This is a genomic window from Halarcobacter anaerophilus (genome assembly GCF_006459125.1).
Lineage (GTDB): Bacteria > Campylobacterota > Campylobacteria > Campylobacterales > Arcobacteraceae > Halarcobacter > Halarcobacter anaerophilus.
In genome coordinates, this window is record NZ_CP041070.1 from 762642 (window position 1) to 780202 (window position 17561).

Here is a 17561-nt window from a genome sequence, read left to right on the forward strand (position 1 = left end):
AGGATTATTAATTGTAGTTTAACACTTTTTTCAAATTTTGATATTGATATAGAGCAAGCAGAAAAGAAGATTTTTTAATCTTTTTATCTACTTATTGCAAAAAGTTTTAATTTTTTGACTGTCTCTAAATCTTTTTCCTCTTTAACTGCCTCTGCACAAACTTTTATATTAAGAAGATTTCCTAATTCATTGATTGATTCCACAAATTCGATTTTTGATCTGTCTTTGTTCATATCGCTTGTGTAATCTCTTGCAAGTCTTATATAGTCGACATTAAATGTTTTTAAGTTTTCAGTTGGAATAAATTTACTTTCAAATCTTTTAATAATAATTTTTGCATTGCTGTTATGAACCGTTTCACAGAAGTTTTTAAACAGTTCCATATCTTTTGCCACACTGTAAGCAGAGAGTGAAAATACAAGCTGTTTTGAAATCTCTTTATTTGTATTAATTGTGTTTTCAAGCCAGCTTATAAAAGTATTGTTGGCAATAGAGTCCATAGACAAATTGATACATATATCGTGTTTTATATTGTTTATTAAAATATAATCAATAATTTTTGAAATAACGGCTTTATCAAAGTCAATTATTTTCTCATATTTTTCGGCAATTGAGATAAATGAACCTATTGGAATAGGATTATTCTCTTTATCTTTTGCATTTGTGAATGCCTCTTGCATAATAAGATTCTCTTCATCTTTTAACATATATGTATTATTGATAAAATCAACAATAAAATGATTATTATCTATTATTTCGGTAATTAAATCTCTCCAAGCATTCATATCTCTTGATAAATCATTCTTATCTCTTATAAAATACTCATTTGGACCTATTAATTTAGCTTTTTCATAAGCTTCATTTGCCGCTTGTCTCATCTCATCCAAAGTTCCAAGTTCATTAAAAGGAGTACCTCCTATATGGGCTATCTCATTTAACTCAAATTTTTCTGATAAATGATTAAACTCTCTTTTTAGTTTAGAAGCTATTACTCTTGCACAATCATAATTACATCTTTTAGCAACAACTAAAAATTCCGAACCGAAAATTCTATATGCTTTTATTTCAACATCCTCTTCTTCAATAGTTACGTTTTTTAGTTTCTCTGCAAAGTTTATAATATAATCGTCTATTTCAGTATCCGTATGTGTTTTTACGTAGCCTGATAAATTATCGATTCTAATATCAAAAATATATCCTGTCTCTTTTTTTATAAACATCTGTTTTATATCGGTTCCTAAAGTCTGTTTTAGACTAAGTCCGGTAAGTTCGTCTTCTGATAATTTTTTTGAAAGATTTGCAAGATTGTTTGTAAGTTTATTTATCATTGCTTCGATTTTTCTTGACATATCGTTCATTGCAATAGATACATTTTTTATCTCCGTAGTCCAAGGAAGAGGATTAATTACGTCAAATTTACCTTTTGCAATATCTTTTGCCAAACCTTCAATTCTTTTTAAAGGTCTTAATATAAATTGAACAAAAATTAGAAGCAATACTATAGATACGGCAAAAGCGATTATTGCATAAATAATAGAGTTTCTGGCTTGCTCATAAAGTTTTGCGTAAGCCTCTCCCGGATTGGGACTTACGTAAATAATAGCGGAAGTATTCCATCCGTCGGATATTTCACTGCGTTTTTCTTCTAAAGTTATGGGGATCAATCTTATAAACCATTGAGGAACTGATTCAAATTTAATATTTCTAGTCTCTTTTATAAGAACTTTGTTAATAGTAATGTTTGCGAAAGTATCAACGCTTTTATCTCCTTTTTGTGCAGTGAAATCAAAAGTTATATTTCCGCCTTTTTTATAAAGCGAACTAGGAACATATCTATATTTCTCATCATTGTCAAAAGGGTCAGAAACATCAATCTCATCCTCTTCGTCTTCAAGCTTTAACAGCTGTTCATTTAGTTGCTTGTCCGATTCGACTTTTTCCACGTATCCATATTTAGGATCAACGGAAATTTTTGTTATTTTCCAATCTTCATCATCTAAATCCGTAGAAGCTTTTATAAGTTCGTTGCTTTTTATAATAAAATCTGCATCTTCTAATCGTATCTCTTTATAAAATCCGCTGTTGGAAATAGCTTTTATAATTGATTCAATTTCTGCATCTTCTTTATCTTTTATTAGAGGTCTCAAACTCATTCCTATGGAAGTTGCCGTATCTTGTGCTTTTGTTGAGGACTCAACCTCTAAATATCCTTTCATATTATTTACACTGATTAAAAAGTTACCGCTAAATATTATAAAAAATATAAAAGCTATAATTATATAAAGTTGTTTGGATAAAGACATATTTGCTCCTTTTAAATTCTACTCATCATTGATTTCCAGTTTCTCAAATTATTTGAGCCAACTCTAATTGAGGTTCTACCTCTGTTTTTTGCCTGCCACAAGCCTTGGGCATTGAAACTGTAAACAGGTCTTAAATCTTTTCTTGTCGTTGCAAGTTTAAGTTTCTTGTTTACATTGTCAAGTACAATCGGAGTAGCTCCGGGTTTGTGATAATAAGTCAATACCATGTGGGCCTCTTCATATTTTCTTCCTGCTCTTAAAAGTTTTACGTAAGTGATTCTTAATTTACTGTCAGGAACCCCTAATTCTCTAAGACTGAAATATTTTGCAATGGCATAATCTTCACAATCTCCGGCTCCTACACTTAAAAATTCAAAGGGAGTTGCCCAATAATCTTTTTTACGCCAAACAACAATATCTCTTTTATATTTGATTTTATTCCAAAAATCATTTACATCTTTTAACTTATGTAAAATATCTTTTGATTTTGAACTTTGCATCACTTTATCCCAAAGCTCAAATCTTTTTCTTGCTTTTTTACCGTATTGTAATGCAATTTCTTGGAGTTTTTCTTCTGAAATATTAAAAGTTTTGTTTGCAGGTGTTGTTGTAGTAAAAAGAAGTGAAATTATAAAAAATGATATTAAAAACATTTTTTTCATATTTCACTCCTTTTTAAAGTAGATTATAGTCTATTACAGTTTAAGTGCGTTTAAAATAATCTATTCATTGATTTTTTTACTGTTAATTCTTGCCATAATATTTTGTTGACTATATTTCTTTGATAAGTTGTTATTTGTGTAAAGAGGTATTAAATCTGTTCTTTTAGTAGCAAGTTTGAGTTTTTTGTTTATATTATCTAAGACAATGGCAGTGGCTCCCGGCTTATGGTAATAAGCCAATACTAAATGGGGTTCACGCCTACTCCTGTATCTTTTTTCCGGGTTTGTTAATATAACGGAAGTGATTTTTAGTTTACTCCTGGGAATACCTAGTTTTCGAAGGCTGAAATATTTTGCAATGGCATAATCTTCTGAATCTCCTGCTCCAACACTTAAGAATTCAAGAGGAGTAGTCCAATAATCTTTTTTCTGCCAAACAATAATATCTTCTTGATATTTGATTTTATTCCAAAAATCATTTATATCTTTTAATTTATGCAAAATATCTTTAGATTTTGCTTCTTGCATTATTTCATTCCAAAGCTCTACTCTTTTTCTAGCTTTTTGTCCATATTTTGATGTGATTTTTTGAAGTTTTTTCTCTGAGATAATAAAATTATCTTCAGAGAAAAGGTTTTGAGTCAGGAGTAAAACCGTCAAAAAAGTTATTAAAAATAATTTTTTTATGAGTACTCCTGTTTTTTTAATAAGAATTATATTAAATTAAGCTTTAAGCGTATTTAAAATAACCTCTTCATTGATTTTTTCACTGTCATATTTTACGACAATTGTCTGTTCAGTATCATTTATATACCATTCATCAATTTCCGAAATATCGTTTAACTTATCGCTATTCTCTTTTGAATCTCTGTCAAGAGGTACATATAGAGTTTTTCTCTTAGAAGGATTTGCCATTGTAAGTATCAAAATAATCCAAATAAGACAGATTACGGCAATTGTTATAACAAGAGCACTTAAAGATACTTTTTGAAAAAATATACCTCCTAAAAGTCCTCCTATAAAAGTTCCGAAATATCCGCAAGCATTAAATATCCCAAGGACTAAACCTCTTTGGTGAACTTTTGCAAATTTTGAAGCAAGTGATTGCATAATAGGTTCATGCATATTAAAACCGATAAAGAAGATAACAACTCCGACTACAAAAAAAGCGGCACTTGAACTAAATCCGATAATCAAATAAGAAATTGCAAAAAAGATAATTCCCAAAGCCAATATCTCTCTGAATTTTCCTTTTTTCTCTGCAATAATAGCAGCAGGTGCCATTACTAAAAAACCGCAAATCATTGAAGGTAAATATACTTTCCATAAATCACCCATTTCCCAATGAAAAGTTTTAATCAAAATAATAGGAATAATCATAAAAGCAAAAGTCATTAAACCTTTTTGTAAAAAGTTTGTAATATTCATTTTGATTAGATTTTTATTTGTAATTGCTTGAATAAACTGTTTATCGCTAGGATACGAGTGTATTATTTGAGGAGGATTTGGAACAAACTTAATCAAAATAAAGATTGAACCAAAAGCAATAACTGCTGTTAGATAAAAAAGAGATTCAACACCTGCAAAAGTACTGATTGTAGGTCCTAAAACCATTGCAGCGGCAAAACTCATTCCTATTGCCATTCCCATAGTTGCCATTGCTTTAGGTCGTTGTTCTTCTTTTACTAAATCACTGATTGTTGCAGTTACAACCGCGCCTATTGCACCTGCACCTTGTAAAAATCTTCCTAGCATTAGAAGTAAAATATCATCTGCAATAGCGCAGAAAATTGAACCGATACCAAAAAGAATTAAACCTGTAATTATAGTACCTTTCCGTCCTAGTTTATCACTCATTATTCCAAAAGGAACTTGGAAAATCATTTGTGTTAAAGCGTATCCTCCAACTACGATACCTACTAAAGTGGTATTCGCACCGTGAAGATCTAAAGCATAAACCGATAAAACTGGAAGTACTATAAAAAGTCCGAAAAATCTTAAAGCTATAATTGAGCTAAGTGGTAAAATAGATTTAATCATATATAATCCCGTAAGTTAAATTAGGGAAAAATTATATAGCAATAAAGTTAATATTAGAGTTAAAAGGAAAATTATGAAAATAGTTTTAGCTACAGGTAATAAAGGAAAAATAGCTGAGTTTGAAAAATTACTTCCAAATGATGAAGTTGTCTCTTTTAAAGAGTTAATAGGTGATTATGAAGTTGTAGAAGATAAAGATAGTTTTAAAGGTAATGCAATAAAAAAAGCAAAAGAAATTTACGAAAAAATTGCCGATGAAAATATAATCGTAATATCTGATGACAGCGGAATTACTGTTCCTGCAATAAATAATGAACCTGGGGTTTATTCAGCAAGATATTCGGGTGAAAACGCAACAGATAAACAAAACAATACAAAATTAATCTCAAAATTAAAAGAGAAAAAGTTGGAAAAAACAGAAGCATATTATACGGCTTGTATAGCAATAGTATATAAAAATGAAGTTTATACGGTACACGGTTGGATGTACGGAGAAGTTATTCCAAAAGAGCTAGGAGAAGGAGGGTTTGGTTATGATCCGATGTTTATACCAAGAGGTTTTGATAAAACTTTGGGAGAACTTCCTTATGAAGTAAAAAAAGAGTTTTCTCACAGAAGCAAAGCTTTAAATCTGGCAAAAAAAGTGTTGGATGTGATTTTATAAAAAGGTTGAGTTTTAAAGCTCAATCTTTTTAAAAACTCTTACTTTGTAATCAAGAGCTTTAACACTTAAAAAAGCAGTAAATTTTTCATCCTCTTTTTTTATTAAAGCTAAGATTTCAAAATTATCGTTTTTTATTTGAATTTTGTCAACCATTTCCAAAGATTCCATACTTTTTATATACTCTTCTAAAAATCTAAGATGATTTTTTGCCTGAATATAGTTATATTGTTTTAAGATATTTATTGATGTGATATTTTTTGTTTCAAATATTTTTACGGCTAATAAAGAGAAAAGTAAAATTAAAATCAGCGTTGAAAAAAGGGTAAAAGATTTTTTCATAATCCAAATTCCCAATTTTGTTTTATTTTTTTATCTAAAGTAATGTTAATATTTAGGTATTTTGGCTCTTTTTTCATACTAAAAGAAGTTACATCTTTAAGTAAAATATTTTCATTTATATATAAAGTTTGGTTTTCATATCTTAATTTATTGATTATTTCAGGTAGATTTTTTTCTATAATTATTTTAGTCGAGTTTAAATCCAGTTTTAATATTGCAAGCTTTTCATTCTCTTTTTGTGTAAATAAGAACTCTTTTGTAAGCATAGAGGTGGAGATTAAAACTATAGAAGAGATAAAAATTACTAAAATCAACTCAAATAAAGAGAAAGCTTTAATTAATCTCATATTTTATCAACTTTGTTTTTTCATCTTTGTATTTTATCTCTTTTACTGAAATTTCTTTTATTTGGGTTTCATTTATAAAAACTTGAATATCTTTTGAGGAGTTTGTAAAGTTATGTGTATAGTTTTTTTTATTAAATGAGTTTTCTATTTTGTTTAAAGAGTTAAACTCTTCATCAAAATTGTCATAGTAGGAGTATTTTATAAATCCTACTACAACAAGACTTAGCAAAACAATACTAAGCAGAGTTTCAAAAAGAGTAAAGCTACTTTTTACCAATTTCAACTGCTTTGTTATGGGCAGCTTCGATAGCTTTTATCATATGGCTTCTTACGGCACCTTCTTCTATTTTTGCAACACCTGCAGCCGTTGTTCCTCCTGGACTCATAACAGAATCTTTGATTATTGCGGGGTGATTATTTTCCAAAAGTTTTGCATACCCTTCAAAAAGACCTTGAACTAATTCATTACTTATTTTTCTGTTTAAACCTGCTTTTACGGCTCCATCACTTAAAGCCTCTGCAATCAAACATAAAAAAGCAGGACCGCTTCCGGCAACCGCAGTTGCTATATCTAGTTCTTTTTCCGTATCAACCCAAACAGCTTTTCCAATATACTCAAAAATTTCATGAGCTAATTTTTTTACCTCTTTGTCTCCTGTTAGGGTAGTTGCCGATTTACTGACAGAAGCAGCTACGTTTGGCATTACTCTTACATAATATTTTGATTTAATCTGTTTTCTCAAACTCTCCAAAGAGGTACCCGCTAAGATTGAAAACAGGATATTTGCTTCTCCTTCAAGTCTTGCCGCAACACTTTGCAAAGCATAGGGTTTTACGCAAAAGATTACGTTTTTACCGTTTATATCTTCTGCATCTTCCAACTCTTTAATTTCAATAGCGGGAATTAACTCTTTTACTTTTTTTAATTTGTTAATATCTCTTCCTATAATTTCAACTTCAAATTTTTTAATCAATCCTTTAGCCAAGGCTTGAGCCATAAAACCGTTCCCTATAAGTGTAAGTTTCATATATTTCCTCTTATTTTTAATTATTTTTGATATTATAACTAATCTAAAATATTAGGTCAAAAAAAGTAAGAAAATAGCAAGGTTTTATTAGATAGAATAACTGTTCTAAGATAAAAAAGGACTGATTGATGGGTAATTACGTAAAGTTTAGAAGTCTACTTTTTGCAGTAGCTTTGGTTTTTGTGTTTTCGGCTTGTTCTCAAAAATCCGAAAAAGTAAAAGAGTTTGATAAACCGGCACTGTATTGGTATAACAAAATGATTAAAGAGATTAGTACCGGATATTTGGAAGATGCAGATGACACTTATATCTCTCTTGAGAGTGAACATAGAAATTCACCGCTTCTCTCAACAGCACTTCTTGTTTTGGCAAACGCTCATATTGATGAAGAAGAGTATGAATTAGCGAATTTTTATTTAGATGAGTATATAAAAAGATATGCCCTTAGTAAAAATATTGATTATGTTAGATATTTGAAAATTAAAGCAAACTTTCAAGGTTTTGCTTATGATTTAAGAGATCAACAATTAATAGAAGATACTATTGCCCAAATAGAAGAGTTTAGAAAAAGTTTTCCAAGGTCTCCGTATACACCTTTGGTTAATACAATGAGTGCAAGACTTTATATGGCAAAAGCAAACTTGGATAAAGAGATTGCTGATCTATACAGTAGATTAGACAAACCCGAAGCAGCAAAATATTATAATGAAAAAGTAAAAAAATCATGGGTTAACCCAAAAGAGATAGAACCTGTTGAGGTTCCTTTTTATAGATACCCGTTTGAAAGAAATCTTTTTTAAATAAAAATTAGGAGTTTAGATGGAATTAGAAAATTATGATTCTTTTCCACAGGAGATACCATTAATTATAGAAGATGATATCTTCTTATATCCATTTATGATTGCACCACTTTTTTTGAGCAATGAAGAGAATATAAAAGCAGTGGAAGATGCAATTGAACAAAATAAATTAGTAATTGTAACAGTAAGTAAACCCGGACAAGAAGGTAAAAGAGAAAAAGAGAGTTTTTATGATGTCGGGGTAGTTGGAAATATTATGAGAAAAGTAAGTCTTCCTGACGGTAAAGTAAAAGTGCTTTTCCAAGGATTGACAAAAGGTGAAATCAAAAATTTTAGCGAAGATAATCCGATTTATGCTTTTGTTGACAGATTAATTGATGAAGAGTATTCACAAGAGAGCGTTAACTCTATAATTGATGTTTTAAGAGAACAAGTTAAAAAACTTTCTAGAATAAACTCGAAATTTCCTGTTGATTTGATAAAAACAATTGAAGAAAATGATGATGCAACAAGAATTGCGGATTTGATCTCTTCTGTTTTAAGAGTTAAAAAAGAGGATGCCTACAAACTCTTTTCTGAAAGAAATGTTGAAAAAAGACTGCTTGAAATAATCGAAACTATAAAAAAAGAGATAGAGAGTTTTAAAATACAAAAAGAGATTACCCAAAAAGTAAACTCTAAAATAGAAAAAACTCATAAAGATTATTTCCTTAAAGAGCAGATAAAAGCAATTCAAAAAGAGTTAGGTACGGATAATCAAAAAGATGTAGAGATAAAAGGTTATAAAAGAAAATTAAAAAAATTAAAACCTTTTATGCCAAAAGACGGTTATAAAGAGACAAAAAAACAGATTGAAAAACTATCAAGAATGCATCAAGATTCGCCTGACAGTGCCCTTTTACAAACATATGTCGAAAATGTTCTTGATGTTCCTTTCGGAAAATATTCAGATGAAAAAATTTCTGTTGAAAATGTAGAAAATCAATTAGATCACGACCACTACTCTTTGGAAAAACCAAAAGAGAGAATTTCTGAATACTTTGCCGTAAAAGAGATGCTTGAAGAGAGAAAAATCGAGAGCTTAAAATCTAAAGGTACTGTTTTATGTTTTGTAGGACCTCCGGGAGTGGGTAAAACTTCTTTGGCAAACTCTATTTCAAAAGCCTTAAAAAGACCTCTTGTTAGAATTGCCTTAGGTGGAATGGAAGACGTAAATGAATTAAGAGGTCACAGAAGAACATACGTAGGTGCAATGCCCGGAAGAATAGTAAAAGGTTTAGTCGATGCAAAAACTATGAATCCCGTAATTGTACTTGATGAGATTGATAAATTAGGAGCAAATCATAGAGGTGATCCAACGGCAGTTATGCTTGAAGTTTTGGATCCTGAACAAAACAATGATTTTAGAGACCTTTATTTGAACTTTGCTATTGATTTATCTCAGGTTATTTTCGTAGCAACTGCAAATGATGCCAGAAATATTCCCGCACCTCTTAGAGATAGAATGGAATTTATAGAGATGTCGTCATACACTCCAAATGAGAAATATCATATTGCAAAAGATTATTTGATACCTCAAGAGCTTGAAAAACACGGTTTAAAAAGAAGTGAAATAGTTCTTTCAAAAACAACAATAGAGATAATTATTTCTAAATATACAAGAGAAGCCGGAGTTAGAAACCTAAGAAGAGTTTTTGCAAAACTTTTTAGAAAAGCGGTAAAAAAACTTCTTAAAAATAAAGATTTGAAAAAAGTATCTATAAATACAAAAAATCTAAAAGAGTATTTGGATAATCCAATTTTTGAAATTGATCCTGCAGAAAAGAAAAACTCAATCGGAGTTACAAACGGTCTTGCTTGGACGGCTGTCGGCGGAGACGTTTTAAAAACCGAAGCTGTAAAACTAAGAGGAAAAGGAATTTTAAGCGTAACCGGTAATATGGGAGATGTAATGAAAGAGTCATCAAAAATCTCATATTCGGTCGTAAAACTTTTAATTGATAATAAAAAATTAAAAATAGATAAAAAAATAATTCCTCTTACGCAAAAAGAGAAAGAAGAAAAAGTCGAATTAGAACCAAGTGAAGTCTATAAAAGATTTGATATACATCTTCATATTCCTGAAGGTGCTACTCCAAAAGACGGACCAAGTGCAGGTATTACCATGGCAACGACAATTGCTTCAATTTTAAGTGAAAGAGAAGTCCGTTCTGATATCGCTATGACGGGAGAATTGACTCTTACGGGGAAAGTACTGCCTATTGGTGGATTAAAAGAGAAACTAATAGCAGCTTATAAAGCTAAAATGAAATTGGCATTAATCCCTAGAAAAAATTTCCAAAGAGATTTGGATGAAATACCTTCTGAAGTAAAAGAAGCGATGCAAATCAAAGCTGTAGATACTATAGAAGATGTTTTAAAAGAGGCATTAGTCTAAATAGATGGGAAGAGGGGCAAGAGACAGTTTAGTAGTTAATAACTTCTTTACTTTTGCCTCTATTGTCATAATTACAATTACCCTTACACTTTATACAAAATATATTCGAAATGATTCAGATAAATTAAAAATCAAAGAGCTTCAATGTCAAAAACAGAGTTATACAAAAGTTACACTTTTTAATCATAAACTCTTAAAAAAATCAATAAAAGCTTTAAATAAAGGATATTATAAAGTTGAAGGGGCATACTTAAAGTCTCAAATCAACAAGTCTATAATAGAAGATGTAATCTCACTTGAAGAGATTGAAAAATATTATGAAACTTTAATAGGAGTCGAGCCTAAAAAAGAGATTGAAAAGTTTCTAAAAATTAGATTTGAGTTAGTTGAAAATGATAAAAGTGATAAAGAGAGTAAGGAAAAAGAGCGTTTTAAAGCAGGTACTTTGATAACCTCTTTTAGAATAAATTCAAAAGAGCTGTTGCGATTTGAGAGTGATTTTAAATTTATGTATAAAAATGCAATTAAACAAAGAGTTGATTGTTCTATGAAGGTTTATAAAAATTATGTTAAAAACTAAAGATTTTACATTAACAAATATTGTTATATTTATTACCGTGATATTTTATCTCTTACAGATAAATATGAATTACGGTGCTTTATATTTTGGACTTAATATCTATTTTACCGAAGGATTGTTTTTTTGGCAACCTCTAACTTCTATGTTCGCCCACGGCGGATTTGGACATATTGCTATGAATATGTTTGTACTTTATCAGTTTGGAAATTTAATAGAGAGATTCAGAGGTAAAAAAGAGTTTTTCTTTGTCTATTTCCTTGGCGGAATTTTAACTTCACTTTTAAGTTATTTGTATATCTATTTTTTAGATAATCAAGTAAATTTAGTAGGAGCATCAGGAGCAATTTGTGTTCTTTTAGGATATGTAGCATATTTTGATAAGTTTCAAAGAAAAGGTATAATAACTTGGATTTTGATTATCTCGGTTGCACCTATTTTAATTGGATTGCCTATAGCTTGGTACTCTCACTTTATAGGACTTGCTTTAGGATTTATTTTTGGAGTTATTAGAAAACTGACTCACTAAACTCACTGTTGGGGCATGAAATATGTCACAACAGACATTACAACTAAAACTACGGCAATTCCTATAAAAATATCTTTTAATTTAACGGTCGGATTTAGTATCCCGCAATAAGGACATCTTCTTAGTTTAGGTTTGATCTCTCTCTTACAGTTTCTACAAGGTTCTAACTTTTCTATTTTAAATCCTTTTTATTTTTTCGATTATAACTAAATCTCTCTTGATAAAAATAGAAATTTTTAAAATAATTTCATAGTGCAATTATATTGCAATTTGAAATATTTTAAGATATAATTAGAGAATGTTTATTCACCTAGACCTTGATTGTTTTTTTGTATCGGCTCATAGAACTTTGGATAATAGTTTAAAAAATATTCCTGTTGCGGTGGGAGGAAGAAGCAATTTGAATATTTTTTCAAGCCAAAAAGAGGTTCGTAAGATCAGCCAAAACAGCGGTGCTTTTGTTAGTACTATTTTAACTAATGAAGGAAATAAGACTTTTAAAGACTATTTTGTCGATGAAAACGGAAAGATCAGAGGAATTATCACTACCTCTTCTTATGAGGCAAGAGGTTTTGGAGTAAAAACGGCAATGAGTGTAAATGAAGCCTTGCGTTTATGTCCTTCTCTTAAAATGATTCCTCCTAATTATCCTTTGTATCATGAACTTTCACAAAAACTTTTTAAACTTTTGGAAGAAGAGATACCTTTAGTTGAACAGTTTTCTATAGATGAATTTTTTGCAGACTTAAGAGGATATGTAAAAGAAGAGGATATTGTAGCTTTTGCCTATAAAATAAAAAACAGGATAGAAAAAGAGTTAAAATTACCTATTTCTATTGGAATTGCCCACTCTAAATATCTTGCAAAACTAATAACTGAATATGCAAAACCTGACGGAATAAAATATATAAAAAAAGAGCATATGCAAAGTTTTATAAAAGATATTCCAATAGAGAAGTTTCCTGGTATCGGAAAAGGATATCAACAACGACTTAAAGGTTACGGGATTAAAACCTTAGGAGATATTAAAGAGAAAAAAAATCTTTTTTATTCTTGGAAAAAGCCCGGGATTGAACTTTATAACAGAGTTTGCGGGATAAACGATACGAAAATTGTACAGCAAAGAGATAAAAAATCAATAGGAATGGGAAGATCTTTTGATCCTATTTATGATAGAGATGAACTTATTAGAAGAGTATTGATTTTAAGCAGGTATCTCTGTTTTATCGTAAAAAAGAGTGAAGTGAATCCTTTGACATATGCGATTAAAATAAAATATGAGTCAAATTTAAAATCGAAAAATTATATAAATGTAAATAGGATTTTTAATGAAAGTGATTTTAAAGCAACAATGAAAAAGTTATTTATACAAAACGATACTCACGCTTCCCACGGGGTAATTCAATTAAATCTTACCGTATCAAATTTTTCAAATGAAAAAGAGTTTACCTATAATATTTTCGAGTATGAAAACGACTTAAAAAAAAGAGAATTAAGTAATAAACTTCAATATCTTAGAAATAAGTACGGTATAGATATTATAAAAACAGCTTCAGAATTAAAAGATAAATTATCGACTAAAATGTTATAATATAAAAAAATGTAATAGGTAAGCGTAAATGAGTATAAAAGATAGAGTAAAAAAGGGTTCAAGCAAACTTATAAATATAGCTTCAGAAAATATTACGAAAGCTTTTGATTACCCTTCAATAAAAGGTCGAGAACTAAAAAACGCAGTAAAACAAAAAATAAGAGAGAAAGCAATTTTAAGTACAAAAGCAAGATTGGCAGAGCATCATAAAACTTTTGATGACTATACTGACGAAGAGTTAGAAATAATAATTTGCGATGAAGAGAGTAGAATAAAAGATGATTTAAAAACGAAATCGTTAGTAGGGGCTTTGGCGATTTTAGGTTTAGATTTTTTAGTTTAGAGAAAAAGAATGTTTAAACAAGTAAAATCAGCACTCTTTTGGTACTATTTATATAAGTTTAGAAGAAAAGTCGTTTTAATAGCTTTTTTACTCTTAATAGCCTTTTTTGCAAATGCAATTTATTCAGACATAGTTCAATATTTGACTTTAAAAGAGAAGTTGGAGTATTTGGAATTAGTCCTTATAGGCAAATGGTTTATTATCATATTTAATATTTTATTTTCTATATATCTTCTTTTAACTTTATTTAAAAAACAAGAGAAAAATGAAAAAGAAAAATCTGTAAAAAATTTTGAAAAGAAGAGTAAAGTTTCAAAAGAAGCTCCTAAAAAAGAGTCAAAATTTACAAAAAGAGAAGAAGAATTTTTAAATAAAAAGTTGAAATCAAAAGCTGATTTACTTGTTGAAAGATAAAATAATGGATGAAAGTAAGCAAAATTTAGAAGATAATATTATAAAACAGAATAAAGAGATTGATACTTTAAATGAATACTACAGTAAACTTTTTGAACATACGCAAGTAGGAATTATTTGTTTAAATCCCGACGGTTGGTTTATAAAAGCCAATCAAACTTTTTGTAATATTCTAGGATATACAAAAGAGGAGCTTCAAAAATTAAATTTTCTGGAAATTACTTACAAAGATGATATTGATAAGAGTGTGGATTTATATAATAATGTTTCGGAAAATAAAAAAAGAAGCTATAACTTAGAAAAAAGATATATAAGAAAAGACGGAAAACTTATTTGGACTGAAATTTTTGTAAATCATATAACAGATAAAAAAGGAAAGTTTTTATATACCTTGGGAGTTGTTACTGATATTTCAAAAAGAAAAGGTATTCAAGATACTATTTTAGAACAAACTAAAACAATGCAGTTATATCTTGATATTGTCGATGTTGCTATTGTAGTAGTAAACAAACAAGGGAATATAACCTTGGTAAATAGAAAAACCTGTGAAATACTAGGTTTTGAGGAATACTCTATATTAGGAAAAAACTGGTTCAAAAACTTTATCAGCAAAGATGAAAGAATGGATCAAATCAAAGATTTCCAAGATGCAATAATAAATAAAACGGATATTTCAGAGAAAATTCAATATAGCGTTATTTGTTCAAGCGGTGAAAAAAGAACAATTTTATGGCGAAGAAGATATATTTATGATGAAGAAAAAAGTATTGACGGAATGATCTCCTCAGGTGAAGATATTACGGAACTTCTGAAACTTGAAGAAGAGAAAAGAAAAAATGACGAATTACTTTTTCAGCAGGCAAAACTTGCATCAATAGCAGAGATGTTAAGAAATATAGCCCATCAATGGAGACAACCTTTAAGTACGATTTCAACTGCAGCTTCTGGTATGAAAATGCAAAAAGAGATGGGAATTTTAAGTGATGAAGATTTTGATTTGGGTATGTCTTCTATTGTAGGTATGACTAAATACTTATCACAAACCATAAATGATTTTCAAAGTTTTTTTAAAGTAGATGATATAAATAAAGAGTTTACAAATGAAGAACTTTTTTTCAAAGTAGAAAATTTTATTTTAACGACTTTTAAAGCTTCAAATATAGAGTTAAATATCAGGGCAAAAGAGCATTTTACTATAACAGGCTCTCTTAATGAAATGATAAAAATCATTATAACTTTGTTAAATAATGCAAGAGATGCTTTTGCCCAAAAAAATTTGGATAAAAAAGCAGTTTTTTTAGAGAGTCATCTGCAAAAAAAATCTTTTTCTATTATTGTAAAAGATAATGCAGGCGGAATTAAAGAAGAGATAAAAAATAAAATTTTTGAGCCGTACTTTACCACAAAACATCAAAGTTTAGGTACGGGAATAGGGCTTTTTATGGTTAAAAATGTTGTAGAAAACAGACTTAACGGAAAAATCGAAGTACATAATGAAGAGGTCTCTTATAAAAAAGTTCATAGAATAGGAGCTGTTTTTAAAATTACAGTTCCTATAAAAAAATATTAATCGTTTTTCATAAACAGTGTTTGAGTAGGGTATGCGAAATCACAATTATTTTTCTCAACAAGTTTGTTGATTTTTATTATTACATCCTCTTTTATTAAAAGCCAATCTTCCCATGAAGGGCTTCTTGTAAAACAGTAAATCAGAATATTTATAGAACTTGCTCCATATTCATCTATATAAACCATTAGATTTCTTTTTACACCATGCAAATCTTCTCTTTTTATTGCTTCAAACTTTCTGGTTCTTTTTTCCGTAATTGTTTTTTCACTTGCAATTCCGGAATGATTTGAAAGCATTTCATAGATATCTTTTTTTAGATTGTAAATATCCTCAATAGAACTTTCATAAGTTATATTAAGAGTCATTTTTATTCTTCGTCCTATTCTTCTTTTTGAATAGTTTTTAATATGAGTATTTGCAAGTTCGGAGTTTGGAATAGTAATCATAGCATTGTCAAAAGTTCTTATTCTTGTAGTTCTCATTCTAATATCGACAACAGTTCCTTCAACATCGTTTGCAACTATCCAGTCTCCTTGAGAAAAAGAGTTATCACTCATAATATTAAGCGAGCCGAAAAAGTTTGCCAAAGTATCTTTTGATGCAAGAGCTATTGCGATACCACCGACTCCAAGTGAAGCTGCAATAGCTTTTATATCAATTCCTAACTGGGTAAAGAGAAAAAGAATTACTAAAAGAATAAAAAATACTTTTATTATTCTTAAAATAAAGACAATCATTTCTCTTCTGACGTTTGGGTATTTTTCTACTAATTGTTCGGCAAAATTTGAAATACTGTTTGATAAAAGAGAATAAATAGCCCAAGAAAAAAGACCCATATAAAGTGTATTTATCCAAGGAATTACTTTATTTAAAAGTATAACGTCTTTTATTAATATATATAAAGATATATGTATAGACAAAGTATATAAACCTATAACAAAAGGTCTTTTTATTGAGTCTTCAATATACTCTAAAATTGCCTGATCTTCTTCCTCCTCTTCATCCTGCTTTTTTCGTGTTATAAAAATCTTATTTAAAATTAAAATAACCAAAGAGATAAATTTTGTAACAAAGAGTTTGAAAAACAGCAGAATTAATAAAACAACGGTTACTTCGCCTATAGTAACTTTAAAATGATAAGAACAAAATTTTGAAATAGGTGAAATAAAAGAGTTTGAATCAATCAATGATATTAAATATTTGTAATTTAAATTATCAATAAAAAAGTTGGGTTTTCTATATAAATCAATATTTTCTTTTAAATATTTTAAGGTAAAAAGATGTTGAATATTCTGATTGGCAAGTTTGATATAATTGTCAATTAACTCTTTAGAAATTTTATTTTCACTGTTTCTTTCTTGTTCATACAAGCTTTTATAGTTATTAAAACTATTTTTTTCAATAAATTGAATATTATTGTCTAATACGGAAATAAAATAGTTTCTATCTTTAAAAGATTTTTTTGCCTCAATCAACTCTTTTAAAGTATTATCATAAATCTTTTGCCCTTTTAGCTGCAAGAGTTCTATCTCATCTCTTTTTATTGCCAAAGTATTATCTTCTCTTTGATTAATACTTATTCTGTTTTGCAGATAGTTTATTCTGGTATCATAATCTTTATTCTTGAACTCGTCTAAAATATATATTTCATCATTTATATTTTTTAATACATCTTTTGCTATGTTTAACTGTTCCGTTAATCTATCATCTACACTTTTTATACTCTCTTGTTTCTCTTCAATTTTTACATTTTCATTTAAATTATCTTTAGGTGTATCATTAAATACAGGTTCAACGCCAAATAAATAAATAGGAATTAAAAAGAGTAAAAATAGAGTTTTGAAAAGGTGTTGTTGCATAGTTGCTCCCTATATAAACTAAAAACATATTATATAAAAAATAGACTTATTTAGACTT

The 17561-nt window shown here is 28.9% G+C and carries 18 protein-coding genes; 9 read left to right on the forward strand and 9 right to left on the reverse strand.

Annotated features, from left to right (window positions below; translation table 11 throughout):
* Positions 1-83: 83 nt before the first annotated feature.
* From AANAER_RS03745 to AANAER_RS03760, 4 genes are all read right to left on the reverse strand, one after another.
* Positions 84-2303, reverse strand: a complete 2220-nt coding sequence (locus AANAER_RS03745) for a bifunctional diguanylate cyclase/phosphodiesterase (RefSeq protein ID WP_129082610.1) — start codon at positions 2301-2303, stop codon at positions 84-86.
* A gap of 11 nt (positions 2304-2314) precedes the next feature.
* Positions 2315-2965 carry a transglutaminase-like cysteine peptidase gene (locus AANAER_RS03750; RefSeq protein WP_129082609.1) on the reverse strand — a complete coding sequence of 217 codons (651 nt, stop codon included), beginning with the start codon at positions 2963-2965 and terminating at the stop codon, positions 2315-2317.
* A 60-nt stretch (positions 2966-3025) separates the two neighbouring features.
* A complete protein-coding gene (locus tag AANAER_RS03755; protein WP_228711169.1) occupies positions 3026-3625 on the reverse strand; it encodes a transglutaminase-like cysteine peptidase in 600 nt (199 codons plus the stop codon).
* A 63-nt stretch (positions 3626-3688) separates the two neighbouring features.
* Positions 3689-5005: an MFS transporter gene (locus AANAER_RS03760; RefSeq protein WP_129082608.1), complete on the reverse strand. Its 1317-nt coding sequence runs from the start codon at positions 5003-5005 to the stop codon at positions 3689-3691.
* Between the two features lie 73 nt (positions 5006-5078).
* Here AANAER_RS03760 and rdgB point away from each other — a divergent pair, with 73 nt between their 5' ends.
* On the forward strand, positions 5079-5669 hold the full coding sequence (gene rdgB, locus AANAER_RS03765; protein WP_129082607.1) for an RdgB/HAM1 family non-canonical purine NTP pyrophosphatase: 591 nt from the start codon (positions 5079-5081) through the stop codon (positions 5667-5669).
* Positions 5670-5681: 12 nt separating this feature from the next.
* On the opposite strand, the gene AANAER_RS03770 is transcribed toward rdgB, so the two are convergent.
* Genes AANAER_RS03770 through AANAER_RS03785 form a run of 4 tightly spaced genes read right to left on the reverse strand, consistent with a single transcriptional unit; the run spans position 5682 to position 7383 of the window.
* A complete protein-coding gene (locus AANAER_RS03770; protein WP_129082606.1) occupies positions 5682-6008 on the reverse strand; it encodes a hypothetical protein in 327 nt (108 codons plus the stop codon).
* Positions 6005-6355 (reverse strand): hypothetical protein, encoded by a 351-nt coding sequence (locus AANAER_RS03775; RefSeq protein ID WP_129082605.1) that lies wholly within the window; start codon positions 6353-6355, stop codon positions 6005-6007. The genes AANAER_RS03770 and AANAER_RS03775 overlap by 4 nt, the downstream gene beginning before the upstream one ends.
* Positions 6342-6632 carry a hypothetical protein gene (locus AANAER_RS03780; protein ID WP_129082604.1) on the reverse strand — a complete coding sequence of 97 codons (291 nt, stop codon included), beginning with the start codon at positions 6630-6632 and terminating at the stop codon, positions 6342-6344. The genes AANAER_RS03775 and AANAER_RS03780 overlap by 14 nt, the downstream gene beginning before the upstream one ends.
* Positions 6619-7383, reverse strand: a complete 765-nt coding sequence (locus tag AANAER_RS03785; protein ID WP_044415888.1) for a pyrroline-5-carboxylate reductase — start codon at positions 7381-7383, stop codon at positions 6619-6621. Before AANAER_RS03785 ends, AANAER_RS03780 begins: the two co-directional genes overlap by 14 nt.
* Before the next feature lie 128 nt (positions 7384-7511).
* Between AANAER_RS03785 and AANAER_RS03790 the strand changes: the two genes are divergently transcribed.
* The 8 genes from AANAER_RS03790 (at position 7512) to AANAER_RS03825 (ending at position 15644) form a co-directional block, all read left to right on the forward strand.
* Positions 7512-8183 carry an outer membrane protein assembly factor BamD gene (locus tag AANAER_RS03790; RefSeq protein ID WP_044415887.1) on the forward strand — a complete coding sequence of 224 codons (672 nt, stop codon included), beginning with the start codon at positions 7512-7514 and terminating at the stop codon, positions 8181-8183.
* Positions 8184-8202: 19 nt separating this feature from the next.
* A complete protein-coding gene (gene lon, locus AANAER_RS03795; RefSeq protein ID WP_129082603.1) occupies positions 8203-10620 on the forward strand; it encodes an endopeptidase La in 2418 nt (805 codons plus the stop codon).
* A 4-nt stretch (positions 10621-10624) separates the two neighbouring features.
* Positions 10625-11200 carry a hypothetical protein gene (locus tag AANAER_RS03800; RefSeq protein WP_129082602.1) on the forward strand — a complete coding sequence of 192 codons (576 nt, stop codon included), beginning with the start codon at positions 10625-10627 and terminating at the stop codon, positions 11198-11200.
* Positions 11187-11726, forward strand: a complete 540-nt coding sequence (locus tag AANAER_RS03805; protein WP_129082601.1) for a rhomboid family intramembrane serine protease — start codon at positions 11187-11189, stop codon at positions 11724-11726. Before AANAER_RS03800 ends, AANAER_RS03805 begins: the two co-directional genes overlap by 14 nt.
* 298 nt (positions 11727-12024) lie before the next feature.
* Positions 12025-13317 (forward strand): Y-family DNA polymerase, encoded by a 1293-nt coding sequence (locus tag AANAER_RS03810; RefSeq protein ID WP_129082600.1) that lies wholly within the window; start codon positions 12025-12027, stop codon positions 13315-13317.
* 28 nt (positions 13318-13345) lie between these two features.
* The gene (locus AANAER_RS03815) at positions 13346-13660 is read left to right on the forward strand and encodes a hypothetical protein (protein WP_044415880.1); all 315 of its coding nucleotides are present in this window, start codon (positions 13346-13348) and stop codon (positions 13658-13660) included.
* 9 nt (positions 13661-13669) lie between these two features.
* A complete protein-coding gene (locus AANAER_RS03820; RefSeq protein ID WP_129082599.1) occupies positions 13670-14074 on the forward strand; it encodes a hypothetical protein in 405 nt (134 codons plus the stop codon).
* A gap of 4 nt (positions 14075-14078) precedes the next feature.
* On the forward strand, positions 14079-15644 hold the full coding sequence (locus AANAER_RS03825; RefSeq protein WP_129082598.1) for a PAS domain-containing sensor histidine kinase: 1566 nt from the start codon (positions 14079-14081) through the stop codon (positions 15642-15644).
* Here AANAER_RS03825 and AANAER_RS03830 read toward each other — a convergent pair.
* Positions 15641-17503 carry a mechanosensitive ion channel family protein gene (locus AANAER_RS03830; protein ID WP_129082597.1) on the reverse strand — a complete coding sequence of 621 codons (1863 nt, stop codon included), beginning with the start codon at positions 17501-17503 and terminating at the stop codon, positions 15641-15643. The genes AANAER_RS03825 and AANAER_RS03830 overlap by 4 nt on opposite strands.
* Between the last annotated feature and the right edge of the window lie 58 nt (positions 17504-17561).

Coding starts and splice junctions, on each gene's coding strand:
- AANAER_RS03815 (WP_044415880.1), top strand. CDS start 13,346: ATGAGTATAAAAGATAGAGTAAAAAAGGGTTCAAGCAAACTTATAAAT.
- rdgB (WP_129082607.1), top strand. CDS start 5,079: ATGAAAATAGTTTTAGCTACAGGTAATAAAGGAAAAATAGCTGAGTTT.
- AANAER_RS03760 (WP_129082608.1), bottom strand. CDS start 5,005: ATGATTAAATCTATTTTACCACTTAGCTCAATTATAGCTTTAAGATTT.
- AANAER_RS03800 (WP_129082602.1), top strand. CDS start 10,625: ATGGGAAGAGGGGCAAGAGACAGTTTAGTAGTTAATAACTTCTTTACT.
- AANAER_RS03830 (WP_129082597.1), bottom strand. CDS start 17,503: ATGCAACAACACCTTTTCAAAACTCTATTTTTACTCTTTTTAATTCCT.
- AANAER_RS03785 (WP_044415888.1), bottom strand. CDS start 7,383: ATGAAACTTACACTTATAGGGAACGGTTTTATGGCTCAAGCCTTGGCT.
- AANAER_RS03775 (WP_129082605.1), bottom strand. CDS start 6,355: ATGAGATTAATTAAAGCTTTCTCTTTATTTGAGTTGATTTTAGTAATT.
- AANAER_RS03810 (WP_129082600.1), top strand. CDS start 12,025: ATGTTTATTCACCTAGACCTTGATTGTTTTTTTGTATCGGCTCATAGA.
- AANAER_RS03770 (WP_129082606.1), bottom strand. CDS start 6,008: ATGAAAAAATCTTTTACCCTTTTTTCAACGCTGATTTTAATTTTACTT.
- AANAER_RS03825 (WP_129082598.1), top strand. CDS start 14,079: ATGGATGAAAGTAAGCAAAATTTAGAAGATAATATTATAAAACAGAAT.
- AANAER_RS03750 (WP_129082609.1), bottom strand. CDS start 2,965: ATGAAAAAAATGTTTTTAATATCATTTTTTATAATTTCACTTCTTTTT.
- AANAER_RS03805 (WP_129082601.1), top strand. CDS start 11,187: ATGTTAAAAACTAAAGATTTTACATTAACAAATATTGTTATATTTATT.
- AANAER_RS03790 (WP_044415887.1), top strand. CDS start 7,512: ATGGGTAATTACGTAAAGTTTAGAAGTCTACTTTTTGCAGTAGCTTTG.
- AANAER_RS03820 (WP_129082599.1), top strand. CDS start 13,670: ATGTTTAAACAAGTAAAATCAGCACTCTTTTGGTACTATTTATATAAG.
- AANAER_RS03745 (WP_129082610.1), bottom strand. CDS start 2,303: ATGTCTTTATCCAAACAACTTTATATAATTATAGCTTTTATATTTTTT.
- lon (WP_129082603.1), top strand. CDS start 8,203: ATGGAATTAGAAAATTATGATTCTTTTCCACAGGAGATACCATTAATT.